The sequence below is a fragment of the Cellulomonas marina genome (genome assembly GCF_900111925.1).
GTDB lineage: Bacteria > Actinomycetota > Actinomycetes > Actinomycetales > Cellulomonadaceae > Cellulomonas > Cellulomonas marina.
Genome location: NZ_FOKA01000016.1, coordinates 22307 through 41926, shown reverse-complemented (window position 1 = coordinate 41926; position 19620 = coordinate 22307). Strand labels below are relative to the sequence as shown.

Sequence of the window (19620 nt, the reverse complement as noted above, 5' to 3'; positions counted from 1 at the left end):
AGCATTACGACGTCGTGAGGGCGGTGCACGGGCGCGCCGCCGCGGGAGGCACGGCGCGGTGCCGGTCCCCGACGTGAGCGGACGGCGATGAGAGGCGAATCGATGGCGATGGGATCTCGACAGGGGACGACCGGGCTGCGGCGACGCCGCGGCCGGCAGGCTGTGGCGGCCACGGCGGCCGTGGCGATGGGGGCGGCGGCGCTGCTCGTCGCGCAGCCCGCGGCGGCGGACGCGATCGGCGCCGACCCGTGGGTCGCGGAGGTGCCGAACAACCCGGTGCAGGACGTCTACCGGTTCACGGTGCCCTCCGCGGCGGTGTCTGCGGCGACGGGCATCGCGGGCGGCCAGACGGCGGTCGAGGGCAACTTCGGCCCCGGCAAGGCGTGGACCACGTACAACATGGGCGCCAGCGGGGCGAACCTCACCGCGACCTTCGGACCCCTCGAGCCGGGCCTGTACTACTACCAGTACGCGACCCGCCCCGCCGCGGACCAGGACGCGGTCGCCTTCCGCAACCCGGCGTTCGCGCAGGAGGTCACGTCGAAGCCGACGCTGGCCACGCTCTTCGTCCCCGGGCCGGGGGCGGAGTGGCTCGCGGACGCGCCCGGTGGTGGTGAGCTGGAGACGTTCTCCTACGGCAAGGCGCCGCGCAGCGGGGGGGAGGCGGTCGTGTGGACGCCCCCGGGCTACGACGAGGACCGCGCGGAGCCCTACCCCGTCCTCTACCTGCTGCAGGACGAGGGCCAGAGCCCGCGCGAGTGGGCGGAGCTCGGCCGGCTCGAGCAGATCATGGACAGCCTGACGCTCGGCGGCGACGCCGAGCCCATGGTGGTCGTCATGGGTGACGCGGGCATGTCCGACCGCGTCTCCCGCGTGACGAAGGACCTCTTCCGCGACACCGAGCGCGCGTACAACGTCGCCACCGACGGCGAGGAGCGGGCGATCGCGGGCATCGGTCGCGGGGCCGCCCTGGCGGTGGAGAGCCTCGTCGAGAGCCCGCGGGACTTCTCCGCCGTCGGCGTCTTCTCGGGCGGCTACGACGGCTCGATCCGGGACAGCAAGGTCCGCAAGATCAACGAGTCGACGGACGTCCTGCGCCTGTACGCGGGCAACGTCACCGACCCCGCCTACGACGACACCGTCGCTCTCGCGGCGTCGCTCACGACCGCAGGTGTGGAGTTCCAGTCCGACGGCTCCGACCCGACCACCGGCGGGACCTGGGACACCTGGCAGAAGAACCTGCACGACTTCGCCCAGCGTGCCTTCCGTGACGCGGTCGACGACGGCCCGAGCGAGGGCCACCTGCCGCTCGTCCCGTACACGCCGCCCGCGGCCGGCACGACGCCGACGCCCGTGGTGGGCGAGAACGGCGTGGTGACCTTCGAGCTCGGCGCCCAGTACGCCGACGCCACCGACGTCACCGTCTGGGCCAACTTCGGCCCGGCGGGGAGCTGGCCGCGCACGCCGATGGTGCAGCAGGCCGACGGCTCGTGGCGCCTCTCGCTCGTCGTGCCCGGCGGCTCGTACTACGACAAGTTCGTCGTCGACGGCGTGGACCTCAAGGACCCGACCAACCCGACGAAGGTGACGTCGGAGCCCACGTGGAGCACGTTCACGGTCGAGGGCGACACCCTGCGCGGCCGGTACACCTCCGAGGTCCCCGCGGCGGCGCAGGGCGAGGTCAGCGTCATGACCTACACGAGCACCGCCGGTGAGCAGCAGCGGCAGGCGTACGTGTGGACGCCCCCGGGCTACGACGCGGACCGCGCCGAGGCCTACCCGGTCTTCTACCTGCAGCACGGCGGCGGGCAGACCTGGACGGACTGGGTCGAGGTCGGCCACATCGACCGCATCCTCGACAACCACCTGCAGGACGGCACGATCGTCCCGATGGTCGTCGTCATGGCCAACGGGAACGCCGTGGACTTCCCCCGCGAGGTCACCGAGCGCATCGTGCCGACGGCCGAGGCGCAGTACAACGTCAGCACCGAGGGCGACCGGAAGGCCCTCGCCGGCCTGTCGATGGGCTCCGGCGCCACCCTGAGCACGCTCTGGGCGCACCCGGGCGACTTCGCGTACATCGGAGCGATGTCGGCCTTCGGCGCGGTGCCGGCGGGCGCCGACGTCGCGGCCATCAACGAGGGGACGAAGCTGCTGCGCGTGTACAGCGGCGACGTGCAGGACTTCACCTACGGCGCGACGCTGCAGCTCATCTCGTCGATGACCACCCGGGGCGTGGAGCACGAGTTCGCCCCGATCATCCCGGGCCCCCACAGCTGGGACGTCTGGCAGAAGTCGGTCATCGACCTCCTGCCGCGGCTGTTCGTGGACGGTGCCGGGGCCTGACGCCCCTCACCTCCGCCCCGGTGCGGCCGGCAGGCACGTCCTGCCGGCCGCACCGGCCCCGACGGCGCTCCTCGGTGCCCACCGCACCACCGCGCTCGTCACCGCACGACCGCAGGACGTCGACGTGCCCCAGCGCTCGTCGACGACGAGCCGCCGTGCGACGGCTCGCCCACCGTTCGAGGGAGAACAGTGATGTCAGCTCTGCACCCCAGCCGGGCCGTCGCCGGGTCGGGTCCCGCGACCGGACGTGCGTCCGGCCGTCGGACCGCCCGCCTGGTCCTGGTCACCGGCGTCGGCGCCGCGCTCGCGCTCGGCGCCGTTCCCGCGACCGCGATGGCCGACGACCACGTCGACCTCACCCCCGGCCCGACCGTCGTGGCCGACCCGGGGTCGCCGACGGGCTACACCGGGCACTTCGTCCTGCACGAGCCCGACGCCGAGAGCGTCCGCTTCGTCGCCGACATCAACCTGCGCAGCTGGGAGGACCCGGCGGACCCGACCGTGTACTCGCCCTTCGACTACCGGCCCGGGCTCATGCGCGGCGGCGGTGCGTACGAGGTCGAGATGACGGAGGTGGAGGACGGCTGGTGGGTCACGGAGGTGCCCCTGGCCGCCGGCGCGAACCAGTACTGGTTCTACGTCGACGGGGACACGAGCCTCTGGGTGACCGATCCCGCCAACTCGCCGGTCTACGCGCCCGACGGCCTCACGGGTACCGCCCGCCGCGCGTTCAACAAGGTCAACGTGCCCTACGACCCGGAGAAGCAGGACTACGCCCCGCTGGCCGCACGGGCGGTGGAGAACCCCCGGCCCGGCTCGGCGAAGGGGACGTGGAGCTACGTCCCGATCCAGGTGGCCGGTGCCGAGCGCACCGTCGGCGTCTACCTGCCGCCCGGCTACGACCCGGAGCGGCGGCAGCCCTACAAGACCATCTACATGCAGCACGGCGGCGGCCAGGACCAGTCCGACTGGCTCAACATCGGCAGCGTCCCGGTCATCATGGACAACCTGCTGCAGGACGGGCTGACGGAGCCCGCGGTCGTCATCACCACGGCGACGAACTACCTCGGGGACCCCGCCCAGGGCTACCCGAACCTGCGCGACGTCGTCCTGCCGTTCGTCGAGAGCACCTACAACGTCTCGACGGACGCCGACGACCGCGCCTTCGCCGGGCTCTCGATGGGCAGCATCGCCACCCAGAACATCATCAACCACGATCCCACACTCTTCGGGTGGTACGGGCCGTGGAGCGGCGGGGCCCGGCTCGACCCGACCACGCCGGACCTGGCGACGCCGTACATCCTCTTCGGCGGCGGCGCGTGGGACTTCGGCCTGCCCAACGCGGCCGTGGTCGAGTCGTACGACAACGCGCTCGTCGAGAACGTCGTGGTGAGCGGGGCGCACGACTTCAACGCGTGGAACCAGCTCTTCACGATCTTCGCCCGTGACTACCTGTGGCAGCCGGACGCCTTCGTCGCCCCGTACCTCGAGCGGACGCAGACGGAGCTGGACGCGCTGCAGGCCGAGCGGGCCGTCGCCGGACCGGTGTCCTTCCTGCTCGACGAGCACCTGTCCGCCGCCACGCGGATGGCGGACCGCGGGAAGACCACCGCGGCCGTCGTGCAGCTCGAGCGGTTCCTCGGCCGGCTCGACTCGCCCCCCGGGCCGTCCAGCCGGGTGTCCGAGGAGGCCGACGCCGAGCTGCGGGGGCGTGCCGAGACGCTCATCGAGAACCTCAGCCAGGAGCGCTGAGCGCGGGTCCACGCGGAGGGGTGCGCCGACCAGGGGGCGGCGCACCCCTCCGTCGTCATGACAGGGTGACGGACATGGACGACGAGGTCGGCAGCATCACGGACGTCCCCGGGGTGCGCGTGGGCCAGGTGCAGCGGGTCGGCGACGGGTGGCTGACCGGCGTGACCGTGGTGCTGCCCCCGCCGGGCACGGTCGGCGGGGTCGACGTGCGCGGCGGCGGACCCGGCACGCACGAGACCGACGCGCTCGACCCCCGCACGCTCGTCGCCACCGTCGACGCGGTCGTCCTCACCGGCGGCAGCGCCTACGGCCTCGTCACCGCCCACGGCGTGCAGCGCTGGTGCGCGGAGCAGGGGCGGGGGTTCCCCGTCGGCCCGCGGCCCGACGAGGTCGTGCCCATCGTCCCGGCCGCCGCCGTGTTCGACCTCGGCCGCGGCGGGCGGTTCACGGCCCACCCCGACGAGGCCATGGGCTACGCCGCCGCGGTCGCCGCCGGCGCGCAGCCCGAGCACGGGACGGTCGCGCGCGGCACGGTCGGCGCGGGCACGGGCGCGGCGATCGCCGGCGGCCGGTTCAAGGGCGGGGTGGGCACGGCGTCCGTCCGCGTCACGGTGGACGGGCCGCAGGGGCCGCGACCCGTCGTCGTCGGCGCCATCGCCGTCGTCAACGCGGCGGGGGCGCCGCGCGACGACGGTGCCGGCGCGAGGACCGCGGTCCCGGCCGCCGCGGCGGAGGCAGGAGGCGCGCTCGCCGCCGCACCCCTCAACACGACCATCGCCTGTGTCGTGACGGACGCGGCGCTCGACCCGGCGGAGACGTCCCGGACCGCGACCGCCGCGCACGCCGGCCTCGCACGGGCCCTCAACCCGGTGCACACCCTCGTCGACGGCGACACCGTCGTCGCCCTCGCCACCGGCGACGTCCCGCTGCCCGCACCGCGCCCGGAGCGGGTCGGTGCCCTCGTCGCCCTGCACGCCGCCGCGGCGCACGCGCTGGAGGCGGCCGTCCGCGACGCCGTGCGCTCGGCCACGCCCGTCCGGACGCCGGCCGTCGACCTGCCCGTGTGGCCGGGCGGTCCCGCCGTGGACCCCGGGAGGGGGACCGGCGGCGGGACCACCCCGGGTCACATGTCGCGGTAGCGGCGCGCGGCGCCGAGGGCCTCCTGCAACCCCGCGACGTCCAGGCGGACGCCGTAGCCGGGCGTGTCGCGCTGGATGCGCCAGCCCTCCGACAGCGGCTGGAGGGTCACGGTGTCGAAGCCGAGCTCGTGGATCAGCGCGGCGACCTGGCCGACCGCATCGGTGTCGTCCCCGGCGACGACCAGTGCACGGCGGCCCGCGGGCTCGTCGGGCTGGGCGTGCTCGAGCAGGTGCGAGGCCATGATGTGGTTGAAGGCCTTGACCACGCGGCTGCCGGGCAGGTGGGCCTGCAGCAGCTCCGCGGTGGTGGTGCTCTCGTCGTCGAGCTCGGCGATCTGGCCGTCGCGCTGCGGGTAGTAGTTGTTGGTGTCGACGACGACCTTGCCCACCAGCGGCTCGGCGGGCACGGACCCGATCGCCTTCAGCGGGATCGTCACGACGACGAGGTCGCCGGCGGCCGCCGCGTCCTGCGCCGTCGCCGCCCGGGCGCGCGGGCCGATGTCTGCGACGAGGTCCGCGAGCGTCTCCGGCCCGCGGGAGTTGGAGAGCACGACGTCGTACCCGTGCTGCGCGGAGAGCCGCGCGAGGGAGGAACCGATGTGGCCTGCGCCGATGAACCCGATCGTGGTCATGGCGGCCCCAACGTCACCCGACAGGGGTCGTGTTCCCGCAGGGTCGCGCCGCTACGGTCCCGGCATGGACCCGGTCCGGCCGGCTCGGCCGCTCGTCGTCGCCCACCGCGGCAGCTCCTCCGTCGCCCCGCAGAACACGCTCGCCGCGCTGGAGGCGGCGTGGCGCGCCGGCGCCGACCTGGTGGAGGTCGACGTGCAGCGCACGCGCGACGGCGCGGTCGTCGTGCTGCACGACGACGACGTCGACGCGACGACGGACGGCACCGGGGCGGTGGCCGACCTCGACCTGGCGCAGGTGCGCGCCCTCGACGCGGGGGCGTGGTTCTCGCCGGCGTACGCCGGGCAGCGGGTGCCGACGCTGGCGGAGGTGCTGGCCTTCCTGGCCGACCGGCCGGGCATCGGCCTGCTGCTCGAGGTCAAGGGCACGTGGGACGAGGACGCCGTGCGCGCGGTGACGGAGCCGGTCCTGGCGGCGGGGCTCGGCGGGCGGGTGCTCGTGCAGGGGTTCGACGAGGGGACCGTGGCGGCGCTCGCGGCGGTGGCACCCGGGCTGCCCCGCGCGCTGCTGGTGGCCGAGGTGCCCGACGACCTCGTCGAGCGGTGCCGGGCGCTGGGCGTCGTGGCGTGCAACCCCGGCGCGCTGGCGCTGGCCGCGCGGCCGGACCTCGTCGGGCGTCTGCAGGCGGAGGGGTGGCGCGTCATGGTCTGGACGCTCGACGAGCCCGAGGACTGGGCGGCCGCCGTCGCGCTCGGCGTCGACGCGGTCATCACCGACCGGCCGGACCGCCTGCGGGGCTGGCTGGAGGGGCGGGCGTCGTCGTCCTCCTGAGCCCCCGCCGAGGACCGGCGATCTCCCTGGGCGAAAACCCCTTGGCGTCCCCGCCCGACGGACGTACGGTCGAGGCACACGGAAGGGAGGTGGTCCTGAGGTGAATTCTCATAGGACGCGTGAGGTGGCTGCCCGCTAGTCGCCCGAGCACTCGGACGGATTGTCCCGATCCGCCGTGCCCCGCCGGACCGTTCCGGACGGGCGCAGCGAATCCCCGGCAGTCACCGCAGCCCGTGGGTGCCGTGGTCTCGTCCTCCACGGCAGGTCCCCGTCAGGGGAGCCGGCCCACGGGCTGTTGCCTGCCCGCGTGCGAGAGTGGGGCGCATGGCTCTGAAGACCCCCGCCCAGATCGAGGAGATGCGGCCGGCCGGACGGTTCGTCGCCTCCGTGCTGTCGTCGCTCCGGGACGTGGCCCGCGCCGGCATGACGCTGCAGGACCTCGACGACCACGCGCACCGCATGATCGACGCCGCCGGCGCCCGCTCGGTGTACCTGGGCTACCACCCGTCGTTCGGCGCCATGCCGTACCCGGGGGTGCTGTGCACGTCCGTCAACGACGCGGCCCTGCACGGCCTGCCGTCGGACCGCGTGCTCGAGGACGGCGACGTCCTGAGCATCGACTTCGCCGCGGAGCTGGGCGGTTGGGTCTGCGACTCCGCGCTGACGGTCCAGCTCGGCACGACGACGCCCGAGGCGCAGGAGCTCATCGCGACGACGGAGCGCGCGCTCGAGGCCGGCATCGCGGCGGCACGCGTCGGCGGGCACATGGGCGACGTCTCCGCGGCGATCGGCCGCGTCGGGCACGCGGGCCGCTACGGCATCAACACCGACTTCGGCGGCCACGGCGTCGGCCGGACGATGCACGAGGAGCCGCACGTCCCCAACGACGGCCGCCGCGGCTCGGGCATGCGGCTGAAGGCGGGGCTCGTCGTCGCCATCGAGCCCTGGTTCATGGCCGGCGGCCGCGACTACGTCATCGACCCCGACGGCTGGACGATCCGCTCCGCCGACGGGTCGCTCGCCGCGCACGCCGAGCACACCGTCGCGCTCACCCCGGAGGGGCCGCTCGTCCTCACCGCCCGCGACTGACGGCGTCGCGGGGCAGGATGGCCGGGTGACCAGCACCCCCGAGCCCTACCGCGTCATGACCGTCTGCACCGGCAACATCTGCCGCTCGCCCATGGCGGAGGTGGTCCTGCGCGAGCGGCTGCGGGAGGCGGGGCTGGCCGACCGGGTGCTCGTCGACTCGTCGGGCATCTCGGACGAGGAGAACGGCAACCCCGTCGACCGGCGCGCCCGCCAGGTGCTGCAGGCGCACGGGTACCCGGTGCTCGAGGGGCACCGCGCGCACGCGGTGGCCACCAGCGAGGTCGTGGAGCGGGACCTGCTCCTGGCCATGACGGCCCAGCACGTGAAGGCGCTGCGGCACCTGGCCGACCACGCCGGGGCCGAGACGACGAAGGTCCGCATGCTGCGCAGCTTCGACCCCGACGCCCCGCGCGTGGAGCCCGGCGGCCGCGAGTCCCGGCTCGACATCGCGGACCCCTGGTACGGCGGCATCGAGGACTTCGAGGTCACGCTGCAGGAGGTGGAGGCGGCCGCGGACGGCGTCGTGGCGTACGTGCGCTCGCAGCTCGAGGCGCGCGACGCGGGCGGCGGCGCCTGACCGTGGCGCCGCCGCCGCCGACGTCGCAGCCGGTCCCGCCGCCTGACCCGCTGCCCGCCTCCCGCCGGTCCCGGGTCCCGCCGTTCGCGGTCATGCAGATCGTGGCCGCGGCCAACGAGCGCCGGGCGGCCGGCGCCGACGTGCTGTCCCTGTGCGTGGGGGAGCCGGCCGGCGGCGCGCCCGCGGTGGTCCGGCGGCGGGCGGCGGAGCTCGTCGAGCACGCGGACCTCGGCTACACGGAGGCGGCGGGCCTGCCCGCCCTGCGCCACGCGATCGCCGGCCACTACGCGCGCTGGTACGGGCTGGACCTCGACCCGCGCTGGGTGGTCGTGACGACGGGCTCGTCGGGCGCGTTCGTCCTGGCGTTCCTCGCGGCCTTCGAGCACGGCGACCGGGTGGCGCTCGCGCGGCCCGGCTACCCGGCCTACGCGAACATCCTGCGGGCGCTCGGCTGCGAGGTCGTCGACCTGCCGTGCGGCGCCGCGCAGCGCTACCAGCCGACGACGGCCCAGCTCGACGCGCTGGACCGCCCGCCCGCCGGCCTGCTCGTCGCCAGCCCCGCCAACCCCACGGGCACGATGCTCGACGCGGCCGCGCTCGACGCGCTGGCGGCGTGGTCGGCCGCGCACGGCACCCGGCTCATCAGCGACGAGATCTACCACGGCCTCACCTACGCGGGCCCTGACGGCCGCCGCCCCCCGCTCACCACGGCGGCCCGCCACCCGGACGCCGTCGTCGTGTCGTCCTTCTCGAAGTACTGGGCGATGACGGGCTGGCGGCTGGGCTGGCTCGTCCTGCCCGACGCGCTCGTCGACGCCGTGGACGCGCTCGCGGGCAACATCGCGCTCTCCCCGCCCGCCCTGCCGCAGCACGCGGCCCTGGCCGCCTTCAGCGAGGAGGCGTACGCGGCGGCGGAGGCGGCGGTGGCGCGGTACGCCGACGCCCGGGCGCTGCTGCTGGACCGGCTGCCGGCCCTGGGCTGGTCGCACGTCGCACCCGCGGACGGCGCGTTCTACCTGTACGCGGACGTCTCCGCCTCGGGCCTGGACTCCGTGACGTGGTGCGCCCGGCTGCTCGACGAGGCCGGCGTCGCCCTCACGCCCGGCACGGACTTCGACCCGGCGGACGGCCACCGGTGGGTGCGGCTGTCCTTCGCCGTCGCGCCGGAGGTGCTGTCCGCGGCGCTCGACCGCATCGAGGCGTGGCAGGCGACGATCGGCGTGGCTCCCGACACCGGCACGACCCCGTAGGTTCTGCGCCGTGGACGTGGCGGTGCTGGGGGCGACGGGGGACGTCGGGCGGCAGGTCTGCACGCAGCTCGTCGAGCGGCGCGTGCTGCCGACGAGCTCGCGGCTGCAGCTCGTCGGGCGGGCCGACGGGCACTCCGGCCGGGCCACGCACGGCCTGCGCGCGGACCTCGTCGACGCCTACGACGAGCACGCCCCGCTCATCGACGTCGCCCTGACGCCCGAGGAGGTCGTCGCGGACGTCGTCGTCGTGTGCGCGGGCAGCACCGCACCCGCCCGTCCCGACGCCTCCACGGACCGCGGCGCGCTGGCCGCCGGGAACGCCGCGGTCTTCGCCGCCTACGCCGACGCGCTCGCGGCGCACGGCTCGGGCAGCGAGGTCGTCGTCGTCGTCTCCAACCCGGTCGAGCTGGGCGTCGCCGTGATGGCCGAGCGCCTGGGCCGGCACCGGGTGGTCGGCATGGGCGCGTGGCTCGACACGCTGCGGTTCCGCCGGGAGGTGGCCGTGTCCCTCGGCGTGCGTCGGCACCGGGTGACGGGGTTCGTGGCCGGGCAGCACGGCGACGACCTCGTGCCGCTGTGGTCGACCGTGCGGGTGAGCGGGCTGGACCTGGCCGAGCGGCGGCGGGCGGTGGACGGGCTGCGGCGCGGGCGGACGCTGGCGACCTTCGGCGCGGAGGTCACCGCGGCGCAGGCCGAGCTCTCGTCGCTGGTGCTCGACGACGTCGAGGCGGCCTTCGCCCGCATCGACAGCTACCCGCCGGACCTGCGCGTCGTCACCCGTCCGTCGCTGACGCACCGCAGCGGCGCCAAGACCGCGGCCGGGACCGCCAGCGCGACGATCGACCTCGTGGAGACGGTGCTCGACGGGCGGGACATCGTCGTCGCCGGGCAGGTAACGCTCGACGGGGAGACGATCGCGGGCCGGGAGCGGCACGGGGTGCTCGGTGTGCCCGTCGTCCTCGGCCCGGAGGGCTGGTCGCGCGTCCTGCTCGACGACCTGCCGCCCGACGAGGCCACGCGCCTGGACGAGGTCGCCGACCGGATCGCGGCCGTCACCGCGCCCTGGCTCGCCGCGGGTGCCCGGTGAGCGCGCCCGACGAGGGCCGCGCGCCCCTGGCCGCCGAGGACGAGGAGCGCTGGGTCGCCTACGTCCGCGCCGACCACCGCACGGGCACCGTCGCGGCGCTCGCCGGGGTCTTCGCCACCCGCGGGGTCAACTTCGACTCCCTGGCCGGGTCGCCGGGCTCCCGGGTGCCGGCGGCGGACGGCACGGTCGAGCCGGGCCTCGTCGTCGTCACGTTCTGGGCCACTCCGCGTCGTCAGCGGCTGCTCACCCGCAGCGTCGAGCGCCTCGCGGCCGTCCGGAGGGTGCAGGTCCGCAGCGCGGGCCATCCGGACGTGCGGGCGGCGGCGGTCGTCCGCCTGCCCGCCCGGTCGACGTTCCGGCCGCCCGACGACTCCGCGGTGCGCTGGACGGGGGAGCCGCAGGGCCAGGGACCGCTGCTCGTCGAGGGTCGGTTGGCCGACGTCGAGGCGGTGCTGGACGCCGCAGAGGCGGCGGGCGCGGTGGCCTCCGCCGTCGTCCTGGAACCCTTGCCCCCCGCCGAGCTGATGGCGGAGGCGAGCACCTCGATCCTCGACGAGGTGCATGACGGAGCTGGTGGACGAGCCGGGGGCGGCCTGCCCTTCCGCGATGCGGCGGAGGCGGTGCGCGAGGACCGTGATCGTCGTTGACGCGAGCTCGTCGCGGGTCCTCTCGTCGATGTCGAGGTGCTTCTCGATGCCGCCGGCGGTGGTCGGGGCCTCACGCTGTCGGTCCAGCTCCGCGTACTTCGTGCGTCGCTGAGTTGGATGTCGCGATATGCAGACGTGCCGTTGGCGACCGGATATCCTGACGCACGGCAGGCAACGGTACGGTCACAGGAGGGCGTCGTGGAGGAGCCGCGCAGAGCCGGCTGGGCCTACGTCGCGACGCCCGAGCAGCTCGGGCGCTGGCTGCGCGAGCAGCGCGAGTCCCTCGAGCTGACCCAGGAGCAGCTCGCCGACGAGCTGGGCATCACGCGCCAGTACCTGCACGAGATCGAGAGCGGCAAGCCCAGCCTGTACACGTCGCGCCTGTTCTCGCTGCTACGCCTGCTCGGCGCGCGGTTGAAGGTCGAGGGGCGCAACGGGTGAGCCCAGCGCTCGACGCATGGCTGTACGGGACCCACGTCGCCACCTTCAGCCCCGCCGCCGGACGCTCCAGCCCCGGCGTGCGGATGACCTGGGCGTCCGAGGCGGCGGAGCGGTGGGGCGACGGATCGGTCGTGCTGTCCCACCTCCTGCCGACCGGTGCCGACCCCCACCGGTCAAGTCCTGGGTAGTGGTGTAGCGGTTCGGCGTGATCCTGGTGTTGTTCAGGCGGTCAGGGCCAGGGTGTTGTCGGTGGTGTTGATCTGCGGGTTCGGGTCGGGGAGGGCCTGGAGGCGGGCCTTGGCCAGGACGTCGAGGGCGAAGTAGCGGCGGCCTTCGGCCCATTCGTCGTGCTGTTCGGCTAGGACGGCGCCGACGAGCCGGGTGACGGCGTTGCGGTCGGGGAAGATGCCGACGACGTCGGTGCGGCGGCGGATCTCGCGGTTGAGCCGCTCGTTGGGGTTGTTGGACCAGATCTGGCGCCAGATCTCCTTGGGGAACGCGGTGAACGCCAGCACGTCGGCGCGTGCGGCGTCCAGGTGCTCATGGACCTGCGGGAGCTTGTCGGCGACGGCGTCGAGCAGCTTGTCGAACTGGGCGTTGACCTGGTCCTTGTCGGGCTGGTCGTAGACCGAGTGCAGCATCGCCTTGACTGCTGGCCACGAGCTCTTCGGGCATGCGCCCATCAGGTTCGCTGCGTAGTGGGTGCGGCACCGCTGCCAGGACGCTGCGGGCAAGGTGGCCCCGATCGCGGCGACCAGCCCGGCGTGGGCGTCGGAGGTCACCAGCTTCACGCCGGTCAGGCCCCGGGCGGTCAGGTCCCGGAAGAACGCCAGCCACCCGGCGCCGTCCTCGGCGGTCGAGACGTCGATGCCGAGGATCTCCCGGTGCCCGTCGTTGTTGACCCCGGTGGCGACCAGCACCACCGCGTTGACGACCCGCCCGTCCTCGCGGACCTTCATCGTCAACGCGTCCGCAGCCACGAACGTGTACGGGCCGGCGTCCAGGGGCCGGTCCCGGAACGCCGTGACCTGCGCGTCCAGGTCCTTGGACATCTCGCTGACCTGCGAGCGGGACAGCCCGGTGATGCCCAGGGACTGCACGAGCTTGTCCATGCGGCGCGTCGAGACGCCCAGCAGGTAGCACGTCGCCACGACGCTGATCAGAGCCTTCTCCGCCCGGCGCCGCCGGTCCAGCAACCACTCGGGGAAGTAGGACCCGGTGCGCAGCTTGGGCACCGCCACCTCGATCGTCCCGACCCGGGTGTCCAGGTCCCGGTGCCGGTACCCGTTGCGGCGGTTGACCCGGTCCTGGCTGCGCTGGCCCCACTCGGCGCCGCACACCGCGTCGGCATCCGCCGAGAGCAGCACGTCGATGAACGTGCTCAGCAGGTGACGCATCAGATCTGGGGAAGCCTGCTCCAGGTGCTCGTGCAAGAACCGGGCAGGGTCGATACTCGTCGGTGCGGTCATCGTGTTGCTCCACTTCGAGAGTGCTGTGAGAGGTTCACTCGAAGGGTCACGCGGTGACCGCGTCCTCGTCTACGACGACGCGCCCACCGGGCTACCGGTACACCACTCTGCTGGACTCAACTGGCGTTCTCAAACGCGCTTGCAGCGGCTGAGCATCGTGGCGATGCGGCTGTTCCACGTCCAGCGATGGCTAGCGTGGACCAGCCGTCTAGCAGCGTCGCCCGGAAGGCACCGAGATCGCGGCCGCTGTGGTCGGCCGAGGGCGCGGCGCGGGAGGGGCCGTTCACGTGAACGTGAGGCGCACGTCGGGAACCCCATCGATACCGCTACACGGCGCGTCGGCAGCCAATGTCGCCTCAGCCGCTCGACACCGACTCCGGACGCTACTCCTCGACATGGCCTCGCGTGCTGCAGCGGTCGGAGTTGCCCGGCGGTGGTCGCTCTTTCAAGTCGCTCGTCTCCTGCACGTGCTGCGCTGCTCGTACCGGACTCTCGACCTCGACTGGCACTGATGCGAGTGCGGCAGCGGGTCTTCCGTCCACGCAAACCTCGTCCTCCTCCATGTCGCGTTCCACGTGAAACATCTCCTTCCATCGCCGGCAGGGCGAGGGCGTGCTGCGGGGCCTGGTCTCCCGGCGGCCACGAACGATCGCCGACGAGCAAGTCGCTCTCCAGTCCGATCGGTGCCGCTCACGCCCGGGCTCATACCTGCCGCTCCAGGAGGCCAGAAGCTAAGGGGCGCCGGGGCGGGAAGGGTCAAGCCCGCAGCAGGTGGTCTTCGCCCTTCGGGATGATGGAGCACGGGCCGTGCCTGCGCGGCGACGGCAGCGGGCACATGCGTCGAGGCCGGCAGGGAGCGCCGAGACGGAGGACGCTCAAGCGCCCACCCGACGTCCACGACGTGCTCGGCGACGGCGTCGGGACGAACTGCTCCACGACGACGCCGGGACGACCTGCTCGGCGACGATATCGGCGCGCCCTGTTCGGCGACGGACGGAGCGCTCGGTCACGGCGGGATGCACCTGCTGACAGGACCTCCGCGCGCATCGGTACGACGTCCGACCCGACCTGTACCGGCGCGCCGCCCACCGCGGCGACTCGTTGGTGCGTGCTTCTTCTCGCCCTCGCGTAAGAAGATGGTGACGCCGTCGACAGCCATGTCGGTGCGTATGGCGTCGACCAGCATCCCCTCGTCCACGCTGCCGACGGGCCCCTCGACAGTGGGGAACGCGAAATCCAGCGCGTCCTCCTCGGTGACGACGTGCCGCACGAGCGGGCGGCAAGAGAGCGACGAGCTTGTACGGCGCGCCGCGGGTCCGCTGAGCTAGGTCCCGTGGACGAGCTCTGTCCGCTCCGCGTCGTTCTCGCGCCCGCGTGCTCACCCGGCGCCCCGAGATGGACCGCGCGCCTCGCATCAAGGCGTCGCCGCAGATTTCCGCATCGGCCGCTCGGCTGGAAAAGCGTTCCACGTGAAACATCGCGGTACCGCCCGGTGGACGGTGGGGCCACGGTGCAGCCTCACTCAGGGGAGCCGACGCAGCGCCGTACTGCACCGGATGCAGGAACCTCGTGCGAGCCGTTCGACATCGACCCGCGTCCCCGTGGGCGATCGAGCACCGATCCTCGCGATCCGACCGCGTCCGACCGTGCGTGCACGGCCGCGAGGTCTCCTCGCGCAGGCCCGTTCACCACACGCGAAGGAGCGGAGCTTCGACGGACGAACGTCGGCGCGACCGTTTCGAGGCCGGCTTGCGCCTGTCACCGCTGCGCGGGGTCTGCAGATGATGGCACCGTGCGAGTCGCCCCTGCAGCCCTTCCTGGCGCAGCACTGCACGTCGTGCGCGTCCCTGCTTGTCTACCTCCACCTCTCGTCACCGGGAGGGCGCCGCCAGCGCGGTCCACTGTTGCGACTCCTGCGGGTCACGTCCTCGAGCGGTGACGGCCACTGCCACGAGCTCTCCCACGCGGTCAGGGTCGCTCGTCCGGCTGTCGCACCGCACACCACGAGGCTCGGAAGACGCGGGGCACGACCTGGACGGACGATCGCACGGAGCCCTTCGCGTGCGGCCGGCCGCCCTCCGCCGTCCTCGCCATATGCGAGGGCGAGGAGCGCCGAGCGGGTGCCACGGTCCGACGTCCGCGAGCTCGATCTGCGAGCGACCTGTTCAACCGTGTCTCCGCAGCCCGTTCGGCGGGTGCGTGGTTGTGCGACCGGTCTGGTGCACGAGGACGTCGTCGGTGCCGACCGCTACCGCCGACGACAAGCAACGCGATGACGGCCCTGAGGCGGAAGACCGATCGTGGCGAACGGCAGTGTCGGTCGGCACGTTTCACGTGGAACAGGTGGCCGTCCGGGCCGTGCCGCGATCGATGGGCCCTGTTCGCGGGACGGGCCCGATTGCTACGCGGCGGTGTTTCACGTGGAACGACGGCTCCGCATGCAACAGCCACGGTGACGACGCACTTCTGCCTCCAGCCAGCCGTGACCCTGTCTACTGGGCTCGTCAGGACGCTTCCAGCGCAGCCTGCGGCGTGGCTTGCGCAGGAGCGTGCTGGTCACGCTCAGGTTCGCGGCTCTGCATCAGCTCCCACAGGTCGTCGAGAGACAGCTCGACGACCGTGGCCACTGCCGCCACCGTGGAGAACGCCGGCGTGGCGACACGGCCCGACTCGATCTTGCGCACCGTCTCGGGCGACAGCCGCGCGGCGAGCGCCACCTCCAGGATCGACCGACTGCCTCGCGCAGCTCGGAGAGCGGCACCGAGACGGCGACCGCGCTCCACGTCGGCAGGAGTCAGGGGCAGACGGACCATGGCGATCACACTACTGCCGGGATACATTGACCGGTATACCTATCGGGGGGCGTGATGATCGAGCTGTTGAACGACGACGAGCTGCACAGGGTTCGCGCGACCGGACATCTGGTCGCCGACATCCTGCAGGACCTCCGGGGCCGGAGCGTTCCGGGCACCAACCTGCTCCAGATCGACCGGTGGGCCCGGGAGGCGATCGAGGCAGCAGGGGCCGTGTCCTGCTACGTCGACTACGCACCCTCCTTCGGCAGGGGCCCGTTCGGGCACTACATCTGCACCTCCCTCAACGACGCCGTCCTCCACGGCCGGCCGCACGACGAGGTCCTGCACGACGGGGACCTCCTCTCCCTCGACCTCGCGGTCTCGCTGCAGGGCGTCGTCGCGGACTCGGCCATCAGCTTCGTCGTGGGGGACCGTCGGCCGCCGGGCTCCCCGGAGCTCATCGCCGCCACGGAGCAGGCGCTCACCGCAGGCATCGCCGCTGCCGGGCCGGGTGCGCACGTCGGCGACATCGCCCACGCCATCGGCACGGTCCTGCAGGGCGCCGGCTACCGCGTCAACACGCAGTTCGGCGGCCACGGCGTCGGCTCGACCATGCACCAGGACCCGCACGTCCCCAACGCCGGTCGCCCGGGCCGGGGCTACCGGCTGCGCCCGGGCCTGCTGCTCGCCATCGAGCCGTGGGTGATGGCCGACACGGACGAGCTCGTCACCGACGAGGACGGATGGACCCTCCGGAGCGCGACCGGGTCCCGCACGGCCCACAGCGAGCACACCGTCGCGATCACCGAGGACGGGGTGGAGGTCCTGACGCTGCCGACACCCGCGTGACGCGCCGCCGTGCACGCGCCGGGAACACCAGGACCGGATGCGTCGTGTCGGAGCGGGCCGATCCCTGGATCAACCGCGGCGTCGTCGGGCCTTGCGCTGCCCGGCGACGCCGCCGCGGACGGGCGGCGCCACGGCACGCTCCCGTACCACCGTGACGACCCGCGTCGACTCGACGCCCTCCACGGTCCCCACGGTGTGCACGGCGGGCACGCCCGCGCCCCACGCTCGCCCGGTGTCGCTGGACGCCCCGATCTCCTCCTCGGCCCGGGCGCCCTTGAGGGCGACGAGCTCCCCACCGACGCGCAGCAGCGGCATCGCCCAGCCGTACAGAACGTCGAGCGCCGCCACGGCGCGGACCGTGACGGCGTCGGCCGAGAACGTCCCGACGACCTCTTCCGCGCGGCCCCGGTGCACCTCGACGTTGTCGAGGCCGAGGGTCCGGACGACCTCGCCGAGCCACTCGGTGCGCCGCAGCATCGGCTCGAGCAGGACCACCCGGGCCTCCGGTCGCATCGCCGCAGCGACGACCCCCGGCATGCCGGCCCCCGACCCGAGGTCGACGATCGTGCCGACGGCCGGCAGGAACGGCACGACCGCCGCCGAGTTGAGCAGGTGCCGCTCCCACAGGCGACCCACCTCGCGCGGTCCGACCAGACCCCGCAGCACGCCCTCGCCCTGCAGCATCCGGTGGAACCCGGACACGGCCGGCCACGCCGGACCGAAGAAGCCCGGCAGCCGGGGGTCGTCGGTCAGGGGGTCCGTGGCCGCCGCGGCCCCACCGTCCCCGCTGGGCGCGCGATGCTCCTCCATCGTCAGGCCGGCCGGACCACCACGTGGCGGTTCGGCTCGATCCCGTCCGAGTCGCTGACGAGGCCGGAGGCGGCGACGACGTCGTGCACCACCTTGCGCTCGTACGCGTTCATCGGCTCGAGCGCGAGCGACGCCCCGGTCGAGCGGACCTTCGCGATCGCCTCCTCGGCCACCGCCGTCAGGGCCGTCCGCCGGCCCGCCCGGTAGCCGGCGACGTCCAGCATGAGACGGCTGCGCTCGCCGGTCTTGGCCTGGACGGCCAGACGGGTGAGCTCCTGGAGCGCGTCGAGGACCTCGCCGTCGCGGCCCGCCAGGGTGCGCAGGCGGCGGTCGGCCGGGTCCTCCGAGACGATCGCCACGGCGGCGCGCCCGTGCTCGACGTCGATGTCGATGTCCCCGTCGAGGTCGGCGATGTCGAGGAGCTCCTCGAGGTAGTCCGCCGCGATCTCGCCCTCCTCCTCGAGCCGGCTCGTGCCGGTGCCGGCCTCGGGGACCTCGGGCTGCGTCGTCGTCATCGTCGTGTCTCCGTTCGTCGTGCTGCCGGGTCGTCCCGGCGGAGGTCGGGTGGGGACGCCGTCCCCTGCGCGCTCCCGTGACGGGAGGCACCGCGACGGGCGGCGACGCCGCCCCGTCGCCTCAGTCCGTCTGGCTCTGACCGGGCCCGCGCCCGGACGGACCCGCGTCGCCCGCGGGGCGCGGTCGCGGCGTGCGCTGACCCTGGCCGGGCGGCCGCTTGCGCGGCTGGCCGGAGGCCGACGCGCCCGACCCCGGGCGTGCGGCCGACGACCCGCCGGACGCCTTCGTCGAACCTGCTCCGCCGCCCCCCGGCGCCCCCGCCTGACCGGCCGGACGCGGGCGCGGGGTGCCACCGGTCGCGGACCCGCCCGACGAGCCCGCCGGCCGCGGCCGGGGGGTGCCGGTGCCGGCGGCACCGCCCGGACGGGCGGCGCGGTCCTTGCGCTTGGGCTGCTCGCGCTGGCCGCGCGGCTTGTCCTCGACGACGACGCCGGCGGCCGGCGGCTCCTCGAGCGGGAGCCCCTTGGCCGCGCGCTTGCGGGCCTGCCGCTCCTTGAGCGCCCGCTCCGCCTGCGACCCCGGCGCCGGCATCTTGCGGATCGTGTAGAACTGCTGGCCCATCGACCACAGGTTCGTCGTCGTCCAGTAGACGAGCACGCCGATGGGGAAGTTGATGCCCGAGACGGCGAAGATGATGGGCATCAGGTACAGCAGCATCTTCTGCTGCTGCGCCATCGGGCCCTCGAGCGCCGTGGGCGGCATGTTCTTCATCGTGAGCTGGCGCTGCGTGAGGAACGTCGTGGCCGACATCGCGAGGATGAGCACCACCGTCACGATGCGGGTGCTGACGTTGTCGCCGGCCAGCGTGAACGTGCCCGACAGCGGGGCGCCGAAGATCGTCGCCGCCTCCGCCTGCGAGGCGAGGTCCCGGGTGAGGGCACCGATGCCGTCACGCCCGTTGACCTGCCCGCCCTCGGAGAGGAGCTTGAGCGAGTTCAGCACCCGGAAGAGCGCGAAGAAGATGGGGGACTGCGCGAGGATCGGCAGGCACGAGGAGAACGGGTTCGTCCCGTGCTTGCGATAGAGCTCCATCGTCTCGCGGGTCATGGCCTCGCGGGACGCCTGGTCCGTCTTCCCCTTGTACTTCTTCTGGATCGCCTGCAGCTCCGGCGAGAGCATCTGCAGCCCACGCGACGCCTTGATCTGCTTGAAGAACAGCGGGATCAGGATGATCCGCATGACGATCACGAGCCCGACGATGGACAGCACCCAGGAGGCGCCCCCGGTCTCGGACAGCCCCAGCGCCGTGAACAGCGTGTGGAACTGGACCATCGTCCAGGCCACGGCCAGCATGATCGGCCAGAGCAGCGCGTCGAACCAGTCCATCTCGGA

At 73.7% G+C, this 19620-nt stretch carries 18 protein-coding genes; 12 read left to right on the top strand and 6 right to left on the bottom strand.

Annotation, left to right across the window (positions count from 1 at the left end):
- Positions 1 to 108 precede the first annotated feature (108 nt).
- From BM048_RS15030 to BM048_RS15015, 3 genes are all read left to right on the top strand, one after another.
- Positions 109 to 2346 carry an alpha/beta hydrolase gene (locus BM048_RS15030; protein WP_175499570.1) on the top strand — a complete coding sequence of 746 codons (2238 nt, stop codon included), beginning with the start codon at positions 109 to 111 and terminating at the stop codon, positions 2344 to 2346.
- A 192-nt stretch (positions 2347 to 2538) separates the two neighbouring features.
- The gene (locus BM048_RS15020; RefSeq protein WP_090034274.1) at positions 2539 to 4098 is read left to right on the top strand and encodes an FIMAH domain-containing protein; all 1560 of its coding nucleotides are present in this window, start codon (positions 2539 to 2541) and stop codon (positions 4096 to 4098) included.
- Between the two features lie 74 nt (positions 4099 to 4172).
- The gene (locus BM048_RS15015) at positions 4173 to 5237 is read left to right on the top strand and encodes a P1 family peptidase (protein ID WP_090034323.1); all 1065 of its coding nucleotides are present in this window, start codon (positions 4173 to 4175) and stop codon (positions 5235 to 5237) included.
- On the opposite strand, the gene BM048_RS15010 is transcribed toward BM048_RS15015, so the two are convergent.
- Entirely contained in the window at positions 5222 to 5869 is a 648-nt protein-coding gene (locus tag BM048_RS15010; RefSeq protein ID WP_090034273.1) for an NADPH-dependent F420 reductase, read from the bottom strand. The genes BM048_RS15015 and BM048_RS15010 overlap by 16 nt on opposite strands.
- A 64-nt stretch (positions 5870 to 5933) precedes the next feature.
- On the opposite strand from BM048_RS15010, the gene BM048_RS15005 reads away from it, so the two are divergent.
- The 8 genes from BM048_RS15005 (at position 5934) to BM048_RS14970 (ending at position 11977) form a co-directional block, all read left to right on the top strand.
- Entirely contained in the window at positions 5934 to 6698 is a 765-nt protein-coding gene (locus tag BM048_RS15005; protein ID WP_090034272.1) for a glycerophosphodiester phosphodiesterase, read from the top strand.
- A 324-nt stretch (positions 6699 to 7022) separates the two neighbouring features.
- On the top strand, positions 7023 to 7787 hold the full coding sequence (gene map, locus BM048_RS15000; RefSeq protein ID WP_090034320.1) for a type I methionyl aminopeptidase: 765 nt from the start codon (positions 7023 to 7025) through the stop codon (positions 7785 to 7787).
- 55 nt (positions 7788 to 7842) lie between these two features.
- Entirely contained in the window at positions 7843 to 8364 is a 522-nt protein-coding gene (locus tag BM048_RS14995; protein ID WP_090034321.1) for a low molecular weight protein-tyrosine-phosphatase, read from the top strand.
- 50 nt (positions 8365 to 8414) lie between these two features.
- Entirely contained in the window at positions 8415 to 9614 is a 1200-nt protein-coding gene (locus tag BM048_RS14990; protein ID WP_090034318.1) for a pyridoxal phosphate-dependent aminotransferase, read from the top strand.
- Positions 9615 to 9624: 10 nt separating this feature from the next.
- Complete coding sequence (locus BM048_RS14985) at positions 9625 to 10701, top strand: lactate/malate family dehydrogenase (RefSeq protein WP_090034271.1); 1077 nt, start codon at positions 9625 to 9627, stop codon at positions 10699 to 10701.
- Positions 10698 to 11348, top strand: a complete 651-nt coding sequence (locus tag BM048_RS14980; protein WP_090034270.1) for a hypothetical protein — start codon at positions 10698 to 10700, stop codon at positions 11346 to 11348. The genes BM048_RS14985 and BM048_RS14980 overlap by 4 nt, the downstream gene beginning before the upstream one ends.
- A gap of 198 nt (positions 11349 to 11546) precedes the next feature.
- On the top strand, positions 11547 to 11789 hold the full coding sequence (locus tag BM048_RS14975; protein ID WP_175499569.1) for a helix-turn-helix transcriptional regulator: 243 nt from the start codon (positions 11547 to 11549) through the stop codon (positions 11787 to 11789).
- Complete coding sequence (locus BM048_RS14970) at positions 11786 to 11977, top strand: hypothetical protein (protein WP_090034268.1); 192 nt, start codon at positions 11786 to 11788, stop codon at positions 11975 to 11977. Before BM048_RS14975 ends, BM048_RS14970 begins: the two co-directional genes overlap by 4 nt.
- A gap of 33 nt (positions 11978 to 12010) precedes the next feature.
- On the opposite strand, the gene BM048_RS14965 is transcribed toward BM048_RS14970, so the two are convergent.
- Together BM048_RS14965 and BM048_RS14955 are read right to left on the bottom strand one after the other, a co-directional pair.
- On the bottom strand, positions 12011 to 13258 hold the full coding sequence (locus BM048_RS14965; RefSeq protein ID WP_090034267.1) for an IS256 family transposase: 1248 nt from the start codon (positions 13256 to 13258) through the stop codon (positions 12011 to 12013).
- A 2504-nt stretch (positions 13259 to 15762) separates the two neighbouring features.
- On the bottom strand, positions 15763 to 16071 hold the full coding sequence (locus BM048_RS14955; RefSeq protein ID WP_090034316.1) for a helix-turn-helix domain-containing protein: 309 nt from the start codon (positions 16069 to 16071) through the stop codon (positions 15763 to 15765).
- A 54-nt stretch (positions 16072 to 16125) separates the two neighbouring features.
- On the opposite strand from BM048_RS14955, the gene map (BM048_RS14950) reads away from it, so the two are divergent.
- Positions 16126 to 16902, top strand: coding sequence for a type I methionyl aminopeptidase (map, locus tag BM048_RS14950; RefSeq protein ID WP_090034265.1), 777 nt, complete (start codon positions 16126 to 16128; stop codon positions 16900 to 16902).
- 69 nt (positions 16903 to 16971) lie between these two features.
- Here the strand turns inward: map (BM048_RS14950) and rsmG are convergent, their stop codons facing one another.
- From rsmG to yidC, 3 genes are all read right to left on the bottom strand, one after another.
- Positions 16972 to 17712, bottom strand: a complete 741-nt coding sequence (gene rsmG / locus BM048_RS14945; protein WP_090034264.1) for a 16S rRNA (guanine(527)-N(7))-methyltransferase RsmG — start codon at positions 17710 to 17712, stop codon at positions 16972 to 16974.
- 2 nt (positions 17713 to 17714) lie between these two features.
- Positions 17715 to 18227, bottom strand: a complete 513-nt coding sequence (locus BM048_RS14940; RefSeq protein ID WP_090034263.1) for a Jag family protein — start codon at positions 18225 to 18227, stop codon at positions 17715 to 17717.
- Positions 18228 to 18348: 121 nt separating this feature from the next.
- On the bottom strand, positions 18349 to 19614 hold the full coding sequence (yidC, locus tag BM048_RS14935) for a membrane protein insertase YidC (protein WP_090034262.1): 1266 nt from the start codon (positions 19612 to 19614) through the stop codon (positions 18349 to 18351).
- Between the last annotated feature and the right edge of the window lie 6 nt (positions 19615 to 19620).

Excerpts from the sequence above, each read along its gene's own strand:
- BM048_RS14965 (WP_090034267.1), bottom strand. The coding sequence starts at position 13,258 with ATGACCGCACCGACGAGTATCGACCCTGCCCGGTTCTTGCACGAGCAC.
- BM048_RS15020 (WP_090034274.1), top strand. The coding sequence starts at position 2,539 with ATGTCAGCTCTGCACCCCAGCCGGGCCGTCGCCGGGTCGGGTCCCGCG.
- rsmG (WP_090034264.1), bottom strand. The coding sequence starts at position 17,712 with ATGGAGGAGCATCGCGCGCCCAGCGGGGACGGTGGGGCCGCGGCGGCC.
- BM048_RS15030 (WP_175499570.1), top strand. The coding sequence starts at position 109 with ATGGGATCTCGACAGGGGACGACCGGGCTGCGGCGACGCCGCGGCCGG.
- yidC (WP_090034262.1), bottom strand. The coding sequence starts at position 19,614 with ATGGACTGGTTCGACGCGCTGCTCTGGCCGATCATGCTGGCCGTGGCC.
- map (WP_090034320.1), top strand. The coding sequence starts at position 7,023 with ATGGCTCTGAAGACCCCCGCCCAGATCGAGGAGATGCGGCCGGCCGGA.
- BM048_RS15005 (WP_090034272.1), top strand. The coding sequence starts at position 5,934 with ATGGACCCGGTCCGGCCGGCTCGGCCGCTCGTCGTCGCCCACCGCGGC.
- BM048_RS15015 (WP_090034323.1), top strand. The coding sequence starts at position 4,173 with ATGGACGACGAGGTCGGCAGCATCACGGACGTCCCCGGGGTGCGCGTG.
- BM048_RS15010 (WP_090034273.1), bottom strand. The coding sequence starts at position 5,869 with ATGACCACGATCGGGTTCATCGGCGCAGGCCACATCGGTTCCTCCCTC.
- BM048_RS14955 (WP_090034316.1), bottom strand. The coding sequence starts at position 16,071 with ATGGTCCGTCTGCCCCTGACTCCTGCCGACGTGGAGCGCGGTCGCCGT.
- map (WP_090034265.1), top strand. The coding sequence starts at position 16,126 with ATGATCGAGCTGTTGAACGACGACGAGCTGCACAGGGTTCGCGCGACC.
- BM048_RS14995 (WP_090034321.1), top strand. The coding sequence starts at position 7,843 with ATGACCGTCTGCACCGGCAACATCTGCCGCTCGCCCATGGCGGAGGTG.
- BM048_RS14940 (WP_090034263.1), bottom strand. The coding sequence starts at position 18,227 with ATGACGACGACGCAGCCCGAGGTCCCCGAGGCCGGCACCGGCACGAGC.